This is a genomic window from Mesobacillus sp. MER 48 (assembly GCF_023714225.1).
Taxonomy (GTDB): domain Bacteria; phylum Bacillota; class Bacilli; order Bacillales; family Cytobacillaceae; genus Mesobacillus; species Mesobacillus oceanisediminis_A.
In genome coordinates, this window is sequence record NZ_JAMAUR010000001.1 from 963510 (window position 1) to 982483 (window position 18974).

Annotated in this window: 21 protein-coding genes and 1 other annotated feature; of the genes, 1 reads left to right on the forward strand and 20 read right to left on the reverse strand. The window is 43.1% G+C overall.

Annotated features, from left to right (window positions below; all coding sequences use genetic code 11):
• Positions 1 to 265 precede the first annotated feature (265 nt).
• The 3 genes from M3593_RS04980 to M3593_RS04990 form a co-directional block, all read right to left on the reverse strand.
• Positions 266 to 403, reverse strand: coding sequence for a YrzI family small protein (locus M3593_RS04980; protein WP_144476120.1), 138 nt, complete (start codon positions 401 to 403; stop codon positions 266 to 268).
• A 395-nt stretch (positions 404 to 798) separates the two neighbouring features.
• Complete coding sequence (locus M3593_RS04985; RefSeq protein WP_251540958.1) at positions 799 to 1053, reverse strand: YrhC family protein; 255 nt, start codon at positions 1051 to 1053, stop codon at positions 799 to 801.
• Positions 1054 to 1234: 181 nt separating this feature from the next.
• Positions 1235 to 1939, reverse strand: coding sequence for a 5'-methylthioadenosine/adenosylhomocysteine nucleosidase (locus M3593_RS04990; protein WP_251540959.1), 705 nt, complete (start codon positions 1937 to 1939; stop codon positions 1235 to 1237).
• 184 nt (positions 1940 to 2123) lie between these two features.
• Here M3593_RS04990 and M3593_RS04995 point away from each other — a divergent pair, with 184 nt between their 5' ends.
• Positions 2124 to 2342: a YrzA family protein gene (locus tag M3593_RS04995; protein ID WP_251540960.1), complete on the forward strand. Its 219-nt coding sequence runs from the start codon at positions 2124 to 2126 to the stop codon at positions 2340 to 2342.
• An 82-nt stretch (positions 2343 to 2424) separates the two neighbouring features.
• Here the strand turns inward: M3593_RS04995 and M3593_RS05000 are convergent, their stop codons facing one another.
• The 17 genes from M3593_RS05000 to M3593_RS05080 all read right to left on the reverse strand — a co-directional run bounded on the left by M3593_RS05000 (position 2425) and on the right by M3593_RS05080 (position 18900).
• Positions 2425 to 3582 (reverse strand): acyltransferase family protein, encoded by a 1158-nt coding sequence (locus M3593_RS05000; RefSeq protein WP_251540961.1) that lies wholly within the window; start codon positions 3580 to 3582, stop codon positions 2425 to 2427.
• A 160-nt stretch (positions 3583 to 3742) separates the two neighbouring features.
• Positions 3743 to 4417 carry a YrrS family protein gene (locus M3593_RS05005; RefSeq protein WP_251540962.1) on the reverse strand — a complete coding sequence of 225 codons (675 nt, stop codon included), beginning with the start codon at positions 4415 to 4417 and terminating at the stop codon, positions 3743 to 3745.
• A gap of 85 nt (positions 4418 to 4502) precedes the next feature.
• On the reverse strand, positions 4503 to 6284 hold the full coding sequence (locus M3593_RS05010; protein WP_251540963.1) for a peptidoglycan D,D-transpeptidase FtsI family protein: 1782 nt from the start codon (positions 6282 to 6284) through the stop codon (positions 4503 to 4505).
• A gap of 57 nt (positions 6285 to 6341) precedes the next feature.
• A complete protein-coding gene (gene greA, locus M3593_RS05015) occupies positions 6342 to 6818 on the reverse strand; it encodes a transcription elongation factor GreA (protein ID WP_144476114.1) in 477 nt (158 codons plus the stop codon).
• 204 nt (positions 6819 to 7022) lie between these two features.
• Positions 7023 to 7658, reverse strand: coding sequence for a uridine kinase (udk, locus tag M3593_RS05020; RefSeq protein WP_144476113.1), 636 nt, complete (start codon positions 7656 to 7658; stop codon positions 7023 to 7025).
• A gap of 3 nt (positions 7659 to 7661) precedes the next feature.
• Positions 7662 to 8930, reverse strand: coding sequence for a peptidase U32 family protein (locus M3593_RS05025; RefSeq protein ID WP_144476112.1), 1269 nt, complete (start codon positions 8928 to 8930; stop codon positions 7662 to 7664).
• 27 nt (positions 8931 to 8957) lie between these two features.
• On the reverse strand, positions 8958 to 9887 hold the full coding sequence (locus M3593_RS05030; protein ID WP_251540964.1) for a peptidase U32 family protein: 930 nt from the start codon (positions 9885 to 9887) through the stop codon (positions 8958 to 8960).
• 5 nt (positions 9888 to 9892) lie between these two features.
• A complete protein-coding gene (locus M3593_RS05035) occupies positions 9893 to 10531 on the reverse strand; it encodes an O-methyltransferase (RefSeq protein ID WP_251540966.1) in 639 nt (212 codons plus the stop codon).
• A 284-nt stretch (positions 10532 to 10815) separates the two neighbouring features.
• Positions 10816 to 11967, reverse strand: a complete 1152-nt coding sequence (mltG, locus tag M3593_RS05040; RefSeq protein WP_144476109.1) for an endolytic transglycosylase MltG — start codon at positions 11965 to 11967, stop codon at positions 10816 to 10818.
• A 679-nt stretch (positions 11968 to 12646) separates the two neighbouring features.
• The gene (locus tag M3593_RS05045; protein ID WP_023627201.1) at positions 12647 to 12934 is read right to left on the reverse strand and encodes a DUF1292 domain-containing protein; all 288 of its coding nucleotides are present in this window, start codon (positions 12932 to 12934) and stop codon (positions 12647 to 12649) included.
• Positions 12935 to 12949: 15 nt separating this feature from the next.
• Positions 12950 to 13366, reverse strand: coding sequence for a Holliday junction resolvase RuvX (ruvX, locus tag M3593_RS05050; protein ID WP_186326743.1), 417 nt, complete (start codon positions 13364 to 13366; stop codon positions 12950 to 12952).
• A 1-nt stretch (position 13367) separates the two neighbouring features.
• A complete protein-coding gene (locus M3593_RS05055) occupies positions 13368 to 13637 on the reverse strand; it encodes an IreB family regulatory phosphoprotein (RefSeq protein WP_023627198.1) in 270 nt (89 codons plus the stop codon).
• 80 nt (positions 13638 to 13717) lie between these two features.
• Positions 13718 to 16351: an alanine--tRNA ligase gene (alaS, locus tag M3593_RS05060; RefSeq protein ID WP_251540967.1), complete on the reverse strand. Its 2634-nt coding sequence runs from the start codon at positions 16349 to 16351 to the stop codon at positions 13718 to 13720.
• 75 nt (positions 16352 to 16426) lie between these two features.
• Positions 16427 to 16639: a binding site (T-box leader), on the reverse strand.
• Between the two features lie 65 nt (positions 16640 to 16704).
• On the reverse strand, positions 16705 to 17784 hold the full coding sequence (locus tag M3593_RS05065; RefSeq protein WP_251541280.1) for an AI-2E family transporter: 1080 nt from the start codon (positions 17782 to 17784) through the stop codon (positions 16705 to 16707).
• A 280-nt stretch (positions 17785 to 18064) separates the two neighbouring features.
• Positions 18065 to 18199: a YrzQ family protein gene (locus tag M3593_RS05070; protein WP_251540968.1), complete on the reverse strand. Its 135-nt coding sequence runs from the start codon at positions 18197 to 18199 to the stop codon at positions 18065 to 18067.
• A 23-nt stretch (positions 18200 to 18222) separates the two neighbouring features.
• On the reverse strand, positions 18223 to 18414 hold the full coding sequence (locus M3593_RS05075; RefSeq protein WP_144476106.1) for a hypothetical protein: 192 nt from the start codon (positions 18412 to 18414) through the stop codon (positions 18223 to 18225).
• 9 nt (positions 18415 to 18423) lie between these two features.
• Complete coding sequence (locus M3593_RS05080; RefSeq protein ID WP_144476105.1) at positions 18424 to 18900, reverse strand: PRC-barrel domain-containing protein; 477 nt, start codon at positions 18898 to 18900, stop codon at positions 18424 to 18426.
• Positions 18901 to 18974: the final 74 nt, after the last annotated feature.

Sequence of the window (18974 nt, forward strand, 5' to 3'; positions counted from 1 at the left end):
CCCATCACCCCTTTAACAGACCCATTGTTACACCAAATTTATCATATAAGTACGGTGTTAAAAGGGCGGGGTTGTGAACATTTTGTTAACGATGGAATTTCTTTTTCCTGAAAACAAGCGTTAACAACAATATATGCAATGACATCAAATTACCTCCCAACTCCGTCGTTAGGTGGTGTCCTTCTCCACCCATAAGCTAGCCAGTCTTCTTTGAATTAAATAAATCATTTTCTTTCCACCTTTCTTCGTTAATTTTTCAAATGAATTAAAACTGGCGCAGCATTGATTGACGAGTTTTGTTTTCTTCAACCATTTTTTCAACCATTTCATTATGGCGAATTTCTTCTAAAGTCATTTGGCGTTTTTTAATTGTAATTGTGAAAAACAAGATATTTAAGGTCATAATCGGGTTCACCTCCTTTTGATTCCACCCCAAAAAGCCGCAAGGATTCCTCCCCTGCAGCTTAAATGGGCACAAAAAGGCCACAGGGCACGATTCTCCCTGCGGCTTTGGATGTATTAGTCAATAAAGCAACTTAAATAATCCAGTCCGATCCGGTCGAATGCGTATTACGATATGAAGTTTGTGCGTTTTCCCAGTATCCATTCATGATCATTTCACTCGACCTCCTTCTGAATTATTAACTCACATTGGTAAGTATATCCACTGTTCAATACTTTGTAAACCTTTTTTGGCCTTTTTTTCCAAAAAAAACATTCGCCATATTTCAACAAAAAAAACTGCATTCCTGTTATCGGATCAATCCAATAACCGGAATGCAGTTCAGCAAGCCATCCTTATTTCTTCATCAATAATTCCTGGCCTTCCTCTGATTCAATCAGCTGGTTGCGGTATTTTTTCGCAGCAGCAAAGAATAGGATCGAACTAGCAAGGAAGCCCATTGAAGCACCAATAGCAATATATATATCTGTCATCACTTTCGTTTCTGACGGAAGAATCGTCCCAAGATAAAAGAAAACTCCCACAGCAAGGAGGATCGTTCCAAACTGTTTGTAATCAACCATTTTTTCATAGAGTTGTTTAGCCTTCATTTTAATCACCTGCATTTATTAGACTTAACCACATCCCTACTTTAACATGTTTTAAACATATTAACGGTATGTAAATTTTGGAAACTGCCAGGTCCAAACTTATTCCATACCTGATAACATAAAAATAGCGTGGAATTAAGCTCCACGCTATTAAAACCTTTTCCCCTGATGTATCCGGACATTAAAGCTTCCAGTTTTTCACCATTTCATTGACGATTTCAAAAGAATTCTTTGAGGCAAGCTTTGTGAATTCCAGGAAGTTCACGTCTGCTGAACCATCTGCCTGGTCGGACATCGAACGGATGATCACGAATGGGATGTTGTTCATGCTGCATACCTGTCCGACGGCTGCCCCTTCCATTTCTGTGCAATAGCCATTAAGCTCCTCATGAAGGAATCTCACTTTTTTCCGGTCTGCGATGAATTGGTCACCTGATAAAATCCTGCCGCTGACGATTTTCTTGTCTTCAACGATTTCTTTGCTTGCTGCTAACGCCAAATCAATTAATTGCTTATCCGCTTTAAAGACAGAGACTTCCGTATAAGGGATTTCCCCTAGTTTGAAGCCTAGTGCGCGGACATCCATATCATGCTGCACACAATCTGTTGAAATGACGATATCGCCAATTCTTAATTCCGGATTCACCGCTCCCGCTACTCCTGTAAAAACAATTTTAGAAGCGGCGAATTCATCAATCAGGATTTGTGTACATACACTCGCGTTCACTTTTCCTACTCCTGACTTACAAAGTACAACGTCATATCCGTTAAATGTGCCGACATAAAAAGTAATGCCCGCTTTCTTTTTCTCATCATAATCCTTCATTGCATCAAGAATATGCTTTATTTCTTCATCCATTGCACCAATAATACCAATTCTGCTCATAACTGCGTCCTCCCAAAAATTTACTACTATGTATAAATACTTTTACGCATACGCACTACTAGAATTCGGTGTTAACCCCCGAAATATGCCTATCGTTTTAATTTATCAAAAAACGTATCATTTTTATAGAGAATTTGCTATTTTATTGTGTATAGAATTCTTGTACGCAAAAGGAGCAAAATCTATGGATTTCCAATTTGAACTAATTGAAGACAAAGTTGAATTTTTCGAAGCGGTCGATTTAAAAACCCTTGAGCAAAAAATCAACAAACAAATCGAGATCAATAAAGCAATCATGCTATCCGTCCATCATGTGTCCCATCAAATGCATCTTGATGATAAAGGCAGGCTGTTCTATTCTGCAGCGGTCCATTTCAAGGCTAAAAAGGAAAGGAACAACTAAGAGTCTTCCTATGCATTTACACTAATAAGCACACAAAAAAACTTGGGATATCCCAAGTTTTTTCTATTGAGGCCAACTACATTTATAATTTAATCGTCTTTGTGGTTTCTCCTATATTTACTTCTTTGACTTCTTTTAATCCAAACAAAAGCCGCAGATAGTTTACTCTCCGAATCATAAAATGGTAAATGCACATGATGAGGGCAAATGATAAGGATACCAATACTATTATCTTCAATGGAATGGGCCAATCTATGCTATATATGAAGTATCCTATTACGATTATAATCGGTTGATGAAGAATATAAAAAGGCATCGAGGCTTCACTAGCATATTTTAATGTTCGATTAGTGAAGTCCAAATATTTATCTCCCAGGAAAAGCATAAAGAATAGCGTGTTCCATACCAATAAGACACGAACAATCATAAAAATCGCCCAACTCACTCCTGTTTTCAGCGGGAACCCATAGAAGATAACCCAATTTAGATAGATCGCTGTAAAAAGGATGCTAAACCCACCCGCAAAAAGGCCTGTTTTACGCACGAACTGCCTTAATGATTCTCTAGCAAAAAAATAAAATCCGGAAATATAGAGCAATAAATAAAAGATAATTCCCCAACTTCCTAAATTCACAATGCTGTTAACAGTCAAGGCAGCGATTGATAAAGGAATGGGTATGAGCAAATAATGAAAGATACTAAATTCCTTTCGCCCTGCGTCCTGCCTTATTTTCAGAAAAAACGGCAGCGTGATGCCGGAAAAAAGCAGCAGCATTAAAAGGTACCAAAGATGATGTCCAAAAAAAGCGAAATTTCCATTTCCCCCTATCTCCAAATAGAGTCCATCAAAGTAATGGGGATAGAACTGCATGAATGACCCATTAAATTGAAGATTCGTGATTCTCTCAATATACACTTGAGGAGGTGATAATAGAAAGATTCCTAAAAGTAAGGGGATGCCCAATCGTAAAAGTCTTTCTTTTATAAAACTTGTAGAATCCCTTCTTTTTAATGCGTAATAAGTAGACATTCCTGAAAGCACAAAAAAGATTGGCATGATCCAATTTCCTACTAAGAGTGAAAAAAACTCAACATATGTATGATTTATTATGTTGTTCTTAATGTGCCAGTCAAATGAATTAAAAAACATTGAACAATGATAAAGAAACACAATCATCATTGCCAAGACCTTTATCCAGTCAAGGTAAAAATGTCTGATGGACACCTTTTTATCTTCCATAAATTCCCTCCCTTTACGTTAACTATATATCTTTTTGAAGGAAAATGCACAAAAAAATAGCAGTCTAATACAAGTGACAACTTCCATTGCCAAATTGTGTATTAGAGTGCTAATGATTAACTCTTTCGCTATTCTTTTTTAGACGTATAACGAATCATTGTTAGCGTTTATCATTTTGGATCAATTCTTCTACCTTGACCGGTTTCCAACCTTCGCCGTCCACCCATTGAATCCACACCCTGAATGTCTGGTCGCTGCCTTTTTCAGAGATCGTTCCGACTGCTGTATTAGGCGCACCGCCATTTTCATTCCACCATACCGTCATGTTATTTTTATCAATCCCGGTTGCATAAGAATAGGCAAGAATCATTTCCTGCCAATCTGCTGCATTTTGGTCGAATACAGTATTATGTTCGCCGGTTTGGGTAGTGCCAACCGGCTTCCATTCAGGATTTTCAATCGTTTGTTTCACGTTGGCATCACTGCCGCCCTCTGTCACGATCGGTTCTGCCTGTTCCTCGGCAGACTCTTCATCTGCTTCTTCCGAATCGGATTTCTCCTCAGCATTTTTTTCGGAGTCTTTATCATCTTTTGAGCCAACGCCTTTGCTATCCTCTTTTTTCTCTGGAGAATCTGAGGACTGACTCTTTTCTGTCGCTACATCGTTTTGGTCAGCTGCGCTTTCATCATTGCTGAAAAAGATATTAAATGAAACAATGCCAATTAACAAAATCACAATAACAATCAAGCTATTTAAAATAAGGTTCGTTTTTCTGCGCTTCGCCCTTTTCTGAGAGCGCATCCCCTCATTTAGGCTGTCATAATCATTCTTCAAAATCTTTCCCTCCCTTTCAAGGTTGTCAACATTCTACCATGACTCGGGGCAAACTTGAAGGATTTTATATTCGTCTAATCTGGTATCACTCATTTTCAGGACCTTCAGCGGGTGTTCCATGGTTGAAATTATAGACCTCCTTTACTATATCTGCAAAAAGAGGGTTAACACCGCCCTCATCCTCGAAGACCCCTAAATTGACAGTCACAAGTGCATACTTTGGCTTTTCAAAAGGAAAATATCCGGCGAACCACTTATTGTGCAATTGCTTTTTGCTTTCGTATCTGCCTGTTTCAGCAGTTCCGGATTTTCCCGCAACATCATATGGCAAGTCCCGGAACCACCTGCCAGTACCCTCTTCATTCACAACGACTTCCCGTAAAAGCTTTTGGAGTTTCATGGCCGTATAAGGGGAAATATGCTCCCCTGGAAGTTTATCTTTGGGAAATTCGGTCATTTTCGTCCCATTTTGATACTGGATCGACAAGACAGCCCTGACCATATCTTTTTCACCACCCCTGGCGATTGTCGCCATCATGTTGGCGACTGCAAGCGGAGACACCCTGACTTCATGCTGGCCAATTCCTGACAATGCGGCAAAATTCCTATCCTTCCTCGCTTCATCCGACAGGAAAACCCTTCCTGTTTCCTCATCCTGAAGCTGTCTGAAACCCTCTATATGAAAAATATTTCCAGTCCAGCCTGTACCGCCTGTCATTGAAAGCATTTCAGCATACCTTTCCAAAATATGTGGATCGTCTTTCTGTAATTCCTGGGCCACTTCTCCAAATGTTCGATTGCAGCTGACTGCGAAGCTTTCAGGAAAATTGAGCATCCCGTGTTGATATTTCGTATCTTTTTCACCATTGATGGTCTTGCTGCAATCAAACTTCCTGGCCGGGTCATCCAGCCCCTTATCAATCGCAGCCGCAGCGACCACCGTTTTAAACACCGACCCTGGAATATGCTGCTTGACCATCATATTTTCAACCCCTTCATCCGTATAGGGTTTGGATGGGTTTAAGACTGGCCTCGAAACCATTGCCAAAATGCTGTTTGTTTCAATATCCAGCAGGATGACTCCGCCTTTTTTGATTTTATGCTGATCCACTTTTTCCTCAAGGATCATTTGCAAATCCTTATCAATCGATGTCTGCAGATTGATTGGATAGAACGGGTTGGCTGGTTCGATATATTTCACATTGATTCCGAATAATGGAGCCCCTTCTCCATCCACATGGTAAACAAGCTTTGACTTCCCTTCCGCTACGAGGAATTCATCGAAGCTTTTTTCCAGACCTGATAGGCCAATCATGGTCCTAGGCAGGAACTCCTTCTCACCATACCTCGATCTCAGGGCATCTTCATTTTCGCCTATGATTCCCACAAGCTGCGTGGCTGGCACTTTTTCCATAGGGTATTTTCGCTCAACAGCAAATACACCAGGGATTTCCAGTCCATTGATGACCTCCATTTGGCTTCTGGTCAGGATTACAGGATCTGGATCTCCAAAAGCAAATGGTTCCTTGGAATCTTCAACTGCAGTTTTTAATGCGTATTCAGAAACACCAATGGCTCGTGCGACCTTATCAGCCTCCCAGTCCATTTTCTTTAAAAATGGAAACAGAACCAACACTGACGAGGTCTCATAGGTTAATGGTTCACCCCGACGGTCGAGGAAATTTCCTCTGCCATTATCTACGACCATTTCCTGTGACCTTTGCTTGACGCTTGCTTCGATTAAATTGATCCTATGTTTTGAAAATGATTCTGTATCGATCAGCTGCAGCTGAGCCAGCCGGAATATTAGCAGGCCAAAGCCTGCCAGACAGATGGAAATCCAGGCTACCATTCTTTTTTTACGCATAAAAAACACCTCGTCAAAAGTGTTGACGAGGTGCCGGAATTTCAAACCTATAGATCATTACTTAATAGAAGTGATGCGAACGCTCATTTCACCGCCAGGAGTCTGGACAGCCACTTGATCGCCCACTTTTTTGCCCATCAGACTTTTCGCAATCGGAGAGTCATTTGAAATTTTGCCCTCAAATGGATCTGCTTCTGCACTTCCAACGATTGTATAAGATTCTTCATCGCCATCAGGAAGCTCGACAAATGTAACCGTGCGGCCAAGGCTGACAGCATCTGTGCTCAACTCATCTTCCTGGATGATTTTTGCGTTTCGGATCATATTTTCAAGAGTCGTGATACGGCCTTCAACAAAAGCTTGTTCCTCTTTTGCAGAATCGTACTCAGAGTTCTCTGAAAGATCACCAAAGCTGCGGGCGATCTTGATTCTCTCAACCACTTCTTTTCGTTTAACTGTCTTCAATTGTTCCAATTCTTGTTCCAGCTTTTCTTTCCCTGCCTGTGTCATAGGAAAAACTTTTTCTGTAGCCAAAATACTTCACTCCTTCTAGTCTTCACAAATCCCCAAAATAGATTGTGTAATATTATATTATGTATCCTGAAAAATATACAGGAGCGCGTCCTATATCAGGGCGCGCAGTTTAAACAGGGCCATTTCAGGCCATTTATTTACCTTTGGAGAAAAGGAAGCACTTTTTGCAAGTACTTCCATGTCCATATTATCTATGCTATTGTGTCACAAAAATGATTTTTGTTCAAGAATTGTTTGAATTTTTGTTACCATCAGGTCAATCGCAACATGGTTGTGACCGCCCTCAGGTATAATTACATCCGCATAACGCTTAGTCGGCTCAATGAACTGGTTATGCATCGGCCTGACAACGTTCACGTACTGTTCAATAACCGAATCCATTGAGCGCCCTCGCTCCTTGATGTCGCGCAGAAGCCTGCGGATGATCCGCAAATCTGCATCCGTGTCTACATAGAGTTTGATATCCATCAAATCCCGCAATCTCTGATCCTCGAGGATCAAAATCCCTTCAAGAATGATAACATCCTTCGGTTCGACATGTACGACTTCGTTTGAGCGAGTGTGGATGGCATAATCGTAAACCGGCTTCTCTACTGCCTCGTGCTGAAGCAGTTTCTGGATATGCTCTATCAAAAGATCATTGTCAAAAGCCAGTGGATGGTCATAATTTGTCTTTAAACGCTCTTCCATAGGCAGGTGGCTCTGGTCTTTGTAATAGTAGTCTTGCTCAATCATAAGAATTGATTGACTCTTAAAGCTATCATAAATAGCTTTTGTCACGCTTGTCTTTCCTGAGCCGGAGCCGCCGGCTACACCAATTACAACAGGTTTGCGGTCCATTTATTACTTCTCCTTCCGCATCATGTTATTTGGGTAGACAGGCTTGTCCATCTTGAACTTCACGATCTGAAGCGGATGGCGGGCAACATCCAGTTCATTGCCATCTTCATCCCAGACCTTGTCAATCACATGAGTGAAGTTCTCGATTTCCGGTCCAAAGAATTCAACCTCGTCGCCAGGCTTGAAGTAGTTCCTTTGCTGGAGTGTCACCATTTGTGTCTCAGCATCGTAATCAAGCACAAGACCGGCAAAATCGAAAGTGGTCTTTTTGCTATGGTTTCCAAACATTTGCTCTTTATACCCAGGAACCCCTTCAAAGAAGGCAGTTGCTGTCTCGCGGTTCGCACATTTGTCTAATTCTTCAAGCCATTCCTGCTTGATTACGAAGTTTTCAGGATCCGCACAATATTCATCAATCACTTTGCGGTATACGCTGACTACTGTTGCGATATAGTGGATCGACTTCATGCGGCCTTCAATTTTTAGGCTGTCAATGCCAATTTCAATCATACGCGGAATTGATTCAATCAGCTTAAGGTCTTTAGGGCTCATAGCGAACGGAGCATCCCCATCATTGAACAATGGGTTCTCATCGCTTCCTTCGAGTTTATATAAGTCATAGTCCCAGCGGCATGACTGGCAGCAGCCGCCGCGGTTTGAATCACGTGCAGTCATGTGATTGCTCAGAGTACAACGTCCGGAATAAGCAATACACATTGCTCCGTGGACAAAGGTTTCTATTTCAATGTCGACCTTTTCCTTCATTAACTTGATTTCTTCAGCACCAGTTTCACGCGCCAGTACGACACGCTCGAGTCCTTCTTCCTTCCAGAACTGGACTGCTTTCCAGTTTGATAGAGATTGCTGCGTGCTTAAGTGGACCTCGATCTCAGGAGCGACCCTGCGGCAAGTTTCGATGATGAGCGGATCAGCCACGATGATTCCGTGTACCCCTGCTTCCTTCAACCCCATCATATAATCTTCTAGTCCATCAATATTCTCATTATGTGCGAAGATATTTGTTGTAACATATATTTTTGCACCGTATTTCTTGGCGAACTCGACACCTTCCTTCATTTCCTCAAAGGTGAAATTATCCGCATTAGAACGCAAACCATATTCCTGTCCGCCGATGAAAACGGCATCTGCACCGTAGTGGACGGCAATCTTAAGTTTTTCAAGATTTCCAGCCGGCGCTAGCAGTTCTGGTTTTTTCACGATGACACGTTTACCATCGACAATTTGCGAAATTTTATCTGCTACTGCTGCCATTACGCAACCTCCTCATAGTTCTTCCTGTTAATAAACCGTCTCTTTGAAAAAGAATCCTGTATCCAGCGGGCGATTAGGCGGCTGCAGTTCTTCTGCCGCTTCCAGCAAGCTATCTTTTTCTTCGTCGTATTGGTCAGGATCTTCAATTGCCAAATCAATGGCTTTGCGGTAGAGCTTTGTAACTTCCAATATATATTCAGGGCTCTTCAGGATACCGTCGATTTTAAGAGAATCGACGCCTGCTTCCAAAAGCTCCGTCAGTTCGTCAATAATGCAAATATCATTAGGACTCATGATATGCGTGCCATTTTCATCTTCGAAAATAGGGTATTTATTCTCACGCTCTTTATCGTGGAGGAACATATCACGTTCTTGCTTACGATTTTCTACCTCCAGTGCCTTGCCTTGATACTCAAAATAATGGCCAAGAAGCGGGCGCTTTGACTGGAACATGTTCATCATTCCATGAACCTGTACCTCGATTTCCACCTCGGCATTTTCCTTGATTTCTACGATGGCATCCATATTGATTTCCCTTGCAAGGACAGCGCGCTTTGCACCTTTCCTGCCCCAATAGTTGCACGTATACCAGTTCGTCCCTGTCATTTCGGTGCTCCAATGCAGCTTCATGTCGGGTGTATATTCCTTAGCAGCCATCAAAACAGCAGGGTCACCAAAAGTAACTGCATCCGCTTTTACATCTTGGAGGAATGTGAGGTAGTCGCCTAGCAAGTCCACTTTTTCGTTGTGGAACAACGCATTCATGGCTACATATACTTTTTTGCCTTTAGAGTGTGCCAATTCAATTGCCTGTTTTACGTCTTCACGGTTGAACTCACCAGCAAGACGAAGACCGAATTTTTGCTCTCCAATCAGGAATGCATCAGCTCCAGCCTCTGCCAATGGGATAATATCATTTATACTAGTTGGCGTTACCAATAATTCAGGTTTCTTCATTCCGTTCACCTCTTCTTACTAACCGCTACGCCATCGCCAATCGGAAGTATGATCGTGTCATACTCCTCATTGGCTGCAAGCCAGCGGTTGAATTCGTCTATTTTTTTTACCAGGCTGCGGACTCTTCTGCTTTCTGCTTCCTGGTTATATACAAGCCCCTTAAAAAGGATGTTATCCGTGATGATCATTCCCCCGGGTTTCAAGTAACTCGAGTACAGTTCGAAAAATCGTTTGTACTGTCCTTTTGCCGCATCAATGAAAATAGCGTCAAATGGAGCATGGGCCCCGACTTCCGCTTCAAGCTCAAGCGCATCCCCTTTGATCTGGGTGATTCGGCCCTGCATGCCCGCTCTTTTAATATAATCGACGGCAAGCTCGTACCGGTCTTCATCACGCTCGAGTGTGATGATATTAGCCTGCGGCAGGGCAAATGCCATCCTCATTGCGGAATAGCCGATTGCAGTCCCGACTTCCAGGATTGTTTCCGGCTGCTGGATTCTTAGAAGCTGGAGCATTGTTTCTATGCCGGCCTGCTCCATAATGGGTACACCGTTAAGCAACGCATACTCTTCCATCTCGGATAGTATGCCATCTCTGGGCTGTATGAGAGAATCTATATAATTCTGCAGCTCTTCGTTCAGCAAGCTGCCTCACCTCTATTCAAAGGCTCTAAAGAAAGCCAGAGTAGGTTTGGACATGACTGTACAGGCATGAAAAAATAGCGTTCACAGGTTAAAAGAGAAAACCAAACAGGTCCATTAGCTAAAAAGCTTAAACTCCTTCATCTGCAATGCACGCTATCGAATAAACACTGACGCCCAAATAGAGCATCCGCCAGACAGTAACATGACTATAAAAAAACACTTGAATTATTTTACCACAATAAGAAGGGAAATGCGAACCTTTCTGCATTTCCCTTTTATTGCTGTTATTTTTTATTGGTGATATGTTCATTCACTTTGCGATTATGCTCATCCAGAGTCTTCGAGAAGAGCACCTCACCTGTGGAAGTCGCGATGAAATACATATCATCAGTGTCAGCTGGAGCCAGTGCGGCTTCAATTGACATGATCCCGGGATTGGCGATAGGTCCAGGTGGCAGCCCCTGGATTTTATAGGTATTATAAGGGTCATCGATTTCAAGATCCTTAAAATACACGCGTTCTTTATGTTCGCCGTGGGCATACAGGACAGTTGGGTCTGTCTGCAGCATCATTCCGTCTTCCAGGCGATTGTAGAAGACGCTGGCAATCTTATCGCGGTCTGCTTTCTCAGTTGCTTCCTCTTCGATTAGTGATGCCATCGTCATTAATTCATGCGTCGACATTTCCTGTTCTTCCATCTGTCCCCTGAATTCACCAAGCACTTCCTTCGTCTTTGTCAGCATGACAGTGACAATTTCCTCGATTGTTGGTTTTTCGGAGTAAAATGGGTAAGTAGCAGGGAATAGATAGCCTTCTAGCGGGTACTTCACATTCTCTTTCAGGATTTCATCAGTAAGGACATCCGGATATTTCTCCATCATTTTTTTGATGAATTCTTTATCGTTCAGCTGTTTGAAAACTTCTGCTTCATCCTGCTGTGTTTTTTCAGCAATGATCCCGGCAATTTGTTTCAGCTGTTTACCTTCAGGAATTGTGATCTTCATGACCACATCCTGCATGACTTTACCTGTTTTCAAGCTTGTGATGATTTCAGGCAGCGTCATTGACGGTTTCATTTTATAATCTCCGGCCATGAAGCCGGCTTCATTTTTGAACTTCACATAATATTTGAAGACTCGGGCATCCCTTATGACCCCTTTATCCTCAAGAATCTGCCCGATACCTGTAGTAGAAGAACCAATAGGAATCGTGACATCGATGGTTTTCTTGCTGTTTTCCTCGACAGGCTTCATGGCTTCTTTTATGTAATAATAGCCGCCGCCGCCGATCGCTCCGATGAGCAAGATGGCCACGATTGCAGTAATGAAAACAATCTTCCTCACAATTTTCGCTTCTTTCTGCTGCTCAATCAGCTTTTCAGTAATCAAATTTTTCTTATCTTTTTTCGGATCCTGTATATTCTTTTCGTCAGACATAAGTTCCCCCTCCAGATAACAAAACATACTTCCTGGATACTCTCTATTATCACATCTCGAACCATTATACTATATTTTCTATTTCTATTTGCAAATAATTACGAAAAAATACCTTGAACGACAAACAAACCAAAAATTCGACAATGATGTTAGATATGTTCTGACACCCATATGCAGTGCCTTTTATGGAAGGTGCTATTGTGGAAGGCAAATATTGATTACACATTTTAAGATTTAGCTTTGTTTGATTGTTAGAGTTCTTCTATCGGACACTTCTTCAGGATTCTTCTCTCTTTTTGTCCGATAGAGCCCTGCTATCGAACACTTCTTCAGGATTCTTCTCTCTTTTTGTCCGATAGGGCCCTTCTATCGGACACTTCTTCAGGATTTTTCTCCCTTTTTGTCCGATAGGGCCCTGCTATCGGGCACTTCTTCAGGATTCTTCTCCTTGTTTGTCCGATAGCGCCCTTCTATCGGACACTTCTTCAGGATTCTTCTCCTTGTTTGTCCGATAGCGCCCTTCTATCAGACACTTATTCGGGATACAGCATCCTGTTTGTCCGTTAGAGCCTTCTATCGGACGCATACCTAAGAATCATGCCACTGATTGTCCATTTATATTTTTCCGGCAAAAAATAAAAGGACCAGGCTTCATTCGCCTGGTCCAGATTTGACAATCTTATTCTTCGTCTTGCTCGGCAAGGAATGTTTCGAGCATTTCTTCAATCATGTCCCACTCTTCATCTGTTTCGATTGGCATGAGCTCGCCATCTTCATTATCTTCTGTTGGTGTGAAAGCAGATGCGTGGATTTCGATTTCCTCATCATCGTTATCTTCTGCTCCGACTGGATAATAAAGTACATATGATTTTCCGAACTCTTCGGAATCAAATGTGAAAAGTACTTCGCATAATTGTTCGTTGCCGTTTTCGTCTACTACTGTAATGTTGTTTTCACCGTGATCCATTGTAGTCACCTCAATTTAATTTTGGCTGTTCAAATAGCCTTGTAAGATCATTACTGCGGCCATCTTATCGATGACCTTCTTTCTTTTTTTGCGGCTTACATCTGCCTCAAGCAAAACTCTCTCGGCAGCCACTGTCGTCAGACGCTCGTCCCATAAAATGGTTTGAACCCCAAACCGTTCTTCAAGCTCACGGGCATAGAACTGGCTTGCTTCGCCGCGCGGGCCAATCGTCCCGTTCATATTCTTCGGCAAACCTACGACTACTTTGCCGACTTCGTTCTCTTTTATTATTTTACCAATTTCATCGAAACCAAACACATTTTCTTCTTCGTTGATTTTCAATGTTTCAAGTCCCTGAGCTGTCCAGCCGAGTTCATCGCTCAGGGCTATGCCGACCGTTTTCGATCCGACATCCAGTCCCATGATCCGCAATTTATTTCCCCTCTCGATGGTTCCTTAAGTAGGATTTAACCAGTTCCTCGATAATTTCATCCCGCTCCAGCTTGCGGATGATGTTGCGGGCATCCCGATGGCGGGGAATATAGGCCGGGTCGCCAGAGAGCAAATATCCGACGATTTGGTTGATCGGGTTATATCCCTTTTCCTGCAGCGCTTCGTACACCTGCAGCAGGACTTCATTGGCATCATGCTCAAAAGGCTCTTCGGGAAAATTAAATCTCATCGTTTTATCAAAAGAGCTCATCGAATGCACCTCACTTTTAAGAAATGGCAGGTAAAATTTTCTTTCAAGATACCTTCATTCTACACTACTTTACTTTTATATCAAATTGATTTTACCCATTCTTCGGCAAATTGAAGCGCATTGTCGAGTTTTGATGGGTCTTTTCCGCCAGCCTGGGCCATATCCGGACGGCCTCCGCCGCCGCCGCCGCAAATGGCTGCTGCTTCCTTGATCAATTTTCCAGCCTGATAGCCTTGCTTGATCAAATCATCTGTAACAGCTGCAATCAGGTTGACCTTGCTGCCATCTGTCATGCCAAGCAGGATGACTGCAGAACCAAGTTTTTGCTTTAAGTCATCAGCCATATTTCGCAGGCTGTTCATATCAGAAGCCTGGACGCGTGCAGCAAGCAGTTGGACACCGTTAATTTCTTTGACCTGTGATGTTAGGCTCCCTGCTTCAATATTTCCCAATTTAGCAGCAAGGGATTCATTTTCGCGCTGCAGCTGCTTCATTTCTGTGAGCAGTGAATCGATCCTGTTCGCCACTTCCCTCGGAGAAGTCTTCAGCTTACCAGCAGCTTCCTTCAGTATGCCGATCTGGTCGTTAAGCACCTTGTAAGCCGCTTCGCCGGTTACAGCCTCTATCCTTCTTGTTCCAGCACCGATGCCGCCTTCGGATACAATCTTGAAAAGCCCGATGACAGATGTATTAGGAACATGGCATCCGCCGCAAAGCTCGAGGCTGTAGTCGCCAACTTTTACGACACGGACAATATCACCATATTTCTCGCCAAACAATGCCATCGCACCCATTGCCTTCGCTTCAGCAATTGGCTTGAAGCTCGTCTCCACCTGGATGCTTCTCCAGATTTTTTCGTTGACGATAGCTTCTACTTGCTCAAGTTCTTCAGCGGTTACCTGGCCGAAGTGAGAAAAGTCGAATCGGAGTCTGTCTGGCTCGACAAGTGACCCTGCCTGATTGACGTGCGTGCCCAGTACATCCTTCAACGCCTGATGCAGCAGGTGTGTTGCAGTATGGTTCTTGATGATTTTTGCACGGTTATCCTGATCGACTTTTGCAGTGACTTCAAGTCCTTTCGAAACAGTTCCTTCCACCACCACTGCATTGTGGAGGTTTTGACCATTCGGAGCTTTCTTGACGTCTTTCACTGACAGCTTGACGCCATTTGCTTCGACTGTACCTTTATCAGCTATCTGTCCGCCGCTTTCAGCGTAGAAAGGTGTGACATCAAGGATGAAATGGATTTCGTCGCCAGCATTCGCTTCCTCAACAAGCTCGCCTTCCTTAATCAATGCAACGATTTTGCTGTTCGTTTCAAAGTTATCATATCCGACGAACTCGCTGCTTTCTTTAATATCCCCCAGAACGCCTCCCTGAACCTGCATGGAACCAACATCCTGGCGTGCCGCACGAGCTCTTTCACGCTGGAGTTCCATTTCTCTTTCAAAGCCTTCGTGGTCGACCTTCAAACCTTCTTCTTCTGCATACTCTTCGGTCAGTTCAACTGGAAATCCATATGTGTCGTATAGTCTGAAGACATCCTCACCCTGGATTTTGCCGCTGCCTTTTTCCTTTTCCTTCTTAATCAATTCAGAGAGAATAGCGAGGCCTTCGTGCAGCGTTTCATGGAAGCGGTCTTCTTCATTTTTGATGACCTTCTGGATAAAGTCGGTCTTTTCTTTTACTTCCGGGTAGAAATCATGCATGATTTCGCCCACTACCGGCACCAATTCAAACATGAATGGCCGGTTGATGTTCAGCTTTTTTGCATAACGTACAGCACGGCGCAATAAACGGCGAAGTACATACCCGCGGCCTTCGTTGGAAGGAAGTGCACCGTCACCGACAGCGAAAGCTACAGTACGGATGTGGTCAGCAATAACTTTGAATGCTTCATCCTTCTCTTTGGACTGTCCGTATTTTTCACCGGAGATTTCCTCAGTTGCATTGATGATTGGCATGAACAAGTCTGTTTCAAAGTTTGTTGGAACATCCTGGACTACAGAAGCCATACGCTCCAGTCCCATACCAGTATCAATATTTTTCTTCGGAAGCGGCGTGTATGTGCCATCCGGATTATGGTTGAATTCAGAGAACACAAGGTTCCATACTTCGAGGTAACGGTCATTTTCACCGCCAGGATAAAGCTCCGGATCTTCAGGGTCGTTGCCGTATTCAGGACCTCTGTCATAGAAGATTTCTGTGTTCGGACCGCTTGGGCCTTCACCGATGTCCCAGAAGTTACCCTCCAGACGGATGATCCGCTCTTCAGGAATGCCGATTTTATCTTTCCAGATGTTAAACGCCTCATCATCCTCAGGGTGAATCGTCACGGATAATTTTTCAGGATCAAATCCGATCCACTTCTCACTCGTTAGAAATTCCCATGCAAATTCAATTGCTTCTACCTTGAAGTAGTCACCGATCGAAAAGTTGCCGAGCATTTCAAAGAAGGTATGGTGGCGTGCTGTTTTGCCGACATTTTCGATGTCATTCGTACGAATCGATTTTTGCGCATTGGTGATACGCGGGTTTGCCGGAATAACACGGCCGTCAAAATACTTCTTCAATGTCGCTACACCGCTGTTGATCCAAAGCAAGGACGGATCATCGTGCGGAACAAGCGAAGCACTTGGCTCTATGGCATGGCCTTTTTCCTTAAAAAATTCAAGATACATTCTTCTGATTTCAGAACCTGTCAGTTTCTTCATGAAACAAACCTCCTAAATCCTTGTGAAATTTTAGCTTTCAGGGATTTTAGGCAACAAAAAAAGCCCTCATCCCTGGACAGGGACGAGAGCTTGCTCGCGGTACCACCCTGATTATGGACGCAAAAACGCACGCCCATCTCTCAATGACGCTTTAACGCAGCTGCTACGGCAGGTTTTGCCTGCACTCCGGAATAGCCTTCTGTTATCCTTCACCGGGGATTCTTTCAGCCTGGGCAATCCCTCTCTGGACGATGGTCTATAACATACTCGTTCCTTCTACATTTTTCGAATTATTAATCTATAGCCGAATTATATATAGCTGGATTGCGTTTGTCAAACGACTTGGCATAAATTTATGTCGGACGTGCTTTTTTTCTCTCAAGAATGATGTGGTCTTTTGCGTGGATCAGTGCCGCCCTCAAAACAACCAGTACGGGAACGGCCAAAATCAGCCCAAGGATGCCGCCTACTTCTTCTCCTGCCAGAAGCGCGAACATGATCATCAAAGGATGCATATGCAGGCTTTTTCCGACAATCAGCGGGGATAGGATGTTACCTTCCAGAAATTGCAGTGAAAAGACGATCACAAGTGACAGCAGTACCATTTTCATAGACATTGTTGCGGCGATGATGACAGCCGGTATTGCCCCAATGATCGGACCGAAATACGGGATCACATTCGTAATTCCGACAATGGCTCCAAGAAGGAGCGAATACTTAATACCCGCAAGCCAGAAAAACAACGAGGAGAGCACACCGATGATCAGACAGATGAGAAGCTGGCCGCGTATATAGCTGCCGAGCGACTTGTCGACTTCATGAAGAAATCTTGCGCCCGGCTGCCTCCATTGCCTGGGGGTTAAGTACCAGGCTGCCTTTTTCATTGCATCGAAGTCCTTAAGCATGTAAAAGGCAATGAACGGAATCACCGCAATCGTCAAAATGGAATTAATGATTCCCATCAAAACAGACATCGTTCCTGCAAGCACTCCATCAAGCCATTGCTCCATACTGTTGATTCCATCCTCGATCCTCTCATGTATCCCTGCTGGCCATGTCGAGGTCTGGTCAACCACATTGTTAACCATCTGTTTATATTGTTCGGCGAAATATGGGGCGTTCTCCGTCAAATCACGCAGCTGGCGGATTAAAGCAGGAATACCCTTATAAAAAGCAAAACCTGCGCCGCCAAAAAATAAAATATAAATGATCAAAATCGATACTCCCCGGTGCAAGCCCCTTTGGTGAAGGGATTCAACAATCGGGTGAAGCAGATATGTAATGAAAGCAGCTATCGAAAAAGGAATCAGCAATGATATTAATATTTGAAGCACAGGTACCCATAGAGATTGAAGCTTGATAAAAACAAAAAGTACAATAAACAAAAGGAGAAGAAATCCAAGCCGGTAGTACCATTTCATTTGGATATTCACCATGTTCGCCCTCCCTCCTGTTTATTCTTGAAAGAAAGGAAGCGGATTATACCTTTTATTGGTACCGAGGCGGGATTTTTTTAAATAAAAAGGACCGATAATTTACTTTTTATAGCGAGTTTTTGCTTTTTATAGCGAGTTTTTAGTTTTTATAGCGACTTTTTACTTTTTATAGCGACTTTCGCCATAATATAGCGAACTGGAAATTCCGGAGGTTTTTTTCCATTTCCCCAACTAGAAAATCCCCTGCATAAAAAACTACAGGGGATTGGTTCCTTTTTTAAAGAAATGCTTTTGTCATTTTTCTGCCTAGCTTCTTCATTTTCCTGCCAGACACCATATTGTTGTTGGAAGCATAGTTATAGGCTGCCATACCTGCGCCAAATGCGATCACGGAGGTTAACATTTTGTTCATGTGTTTCACCTCTTCGGTTTATTTTACATGCCGTATTGACGTTGATCTTCGTCGAATAAGTCATCAAGGGAGCTGAGGGTTCCATCCTCTTCGACTTGATGGGTATGGATCAGACCTTTATTCAAAGACAGTTCTATGAAGCAATTCCAGCAATAATATTGGTTGATGCCAATTTTGCCAATATCCTTGCTTCTGCAATTGGGACAACTTAACATAAGGACACCTCATCTCGGTTTAACTGTCACGATGATGGCATCCTTTCCGATTGCAGGCGGACCGGTTGTCTTGACGACACGCTTTCCATTCATGATATCCGAAAAAAAGCCATCCGTTAGTTCGTACCCTACAATCGTGCCCAATTCTTCCATGAAATATACGTCTTCCAACAAACCTAGCTGTTCTCCATCCCTTGATAACAGGATCTTGCCAGCAAGTCCCTCATTATGCTCGAACGTATATTCAGGCTCTGCCTCCAAATGCTCCAACGCTGCTTTGTCTTTTACCATTACACCATCCCAGCCAAAGGATTCAACCTGACCTATCTTGACCTGAAACGTTTTCTTGATGAATGCACCCTTTTTTACAAGTAAGCCTACAACGCTTCCATTGCTTGAAATGCTCACATCACAAACTTCGCCCAGTTTTTGACCACTCGCCAATTCATATACAGGCAATCCCTTTAAAAGTGAAAATGTCCGCAAAAGTGTGTCCCGCCTTTCCGAACACTCTTAGTTTCCTCCGTCTCGGGCAAATCATGATGTGTAAGGTTTTCCAA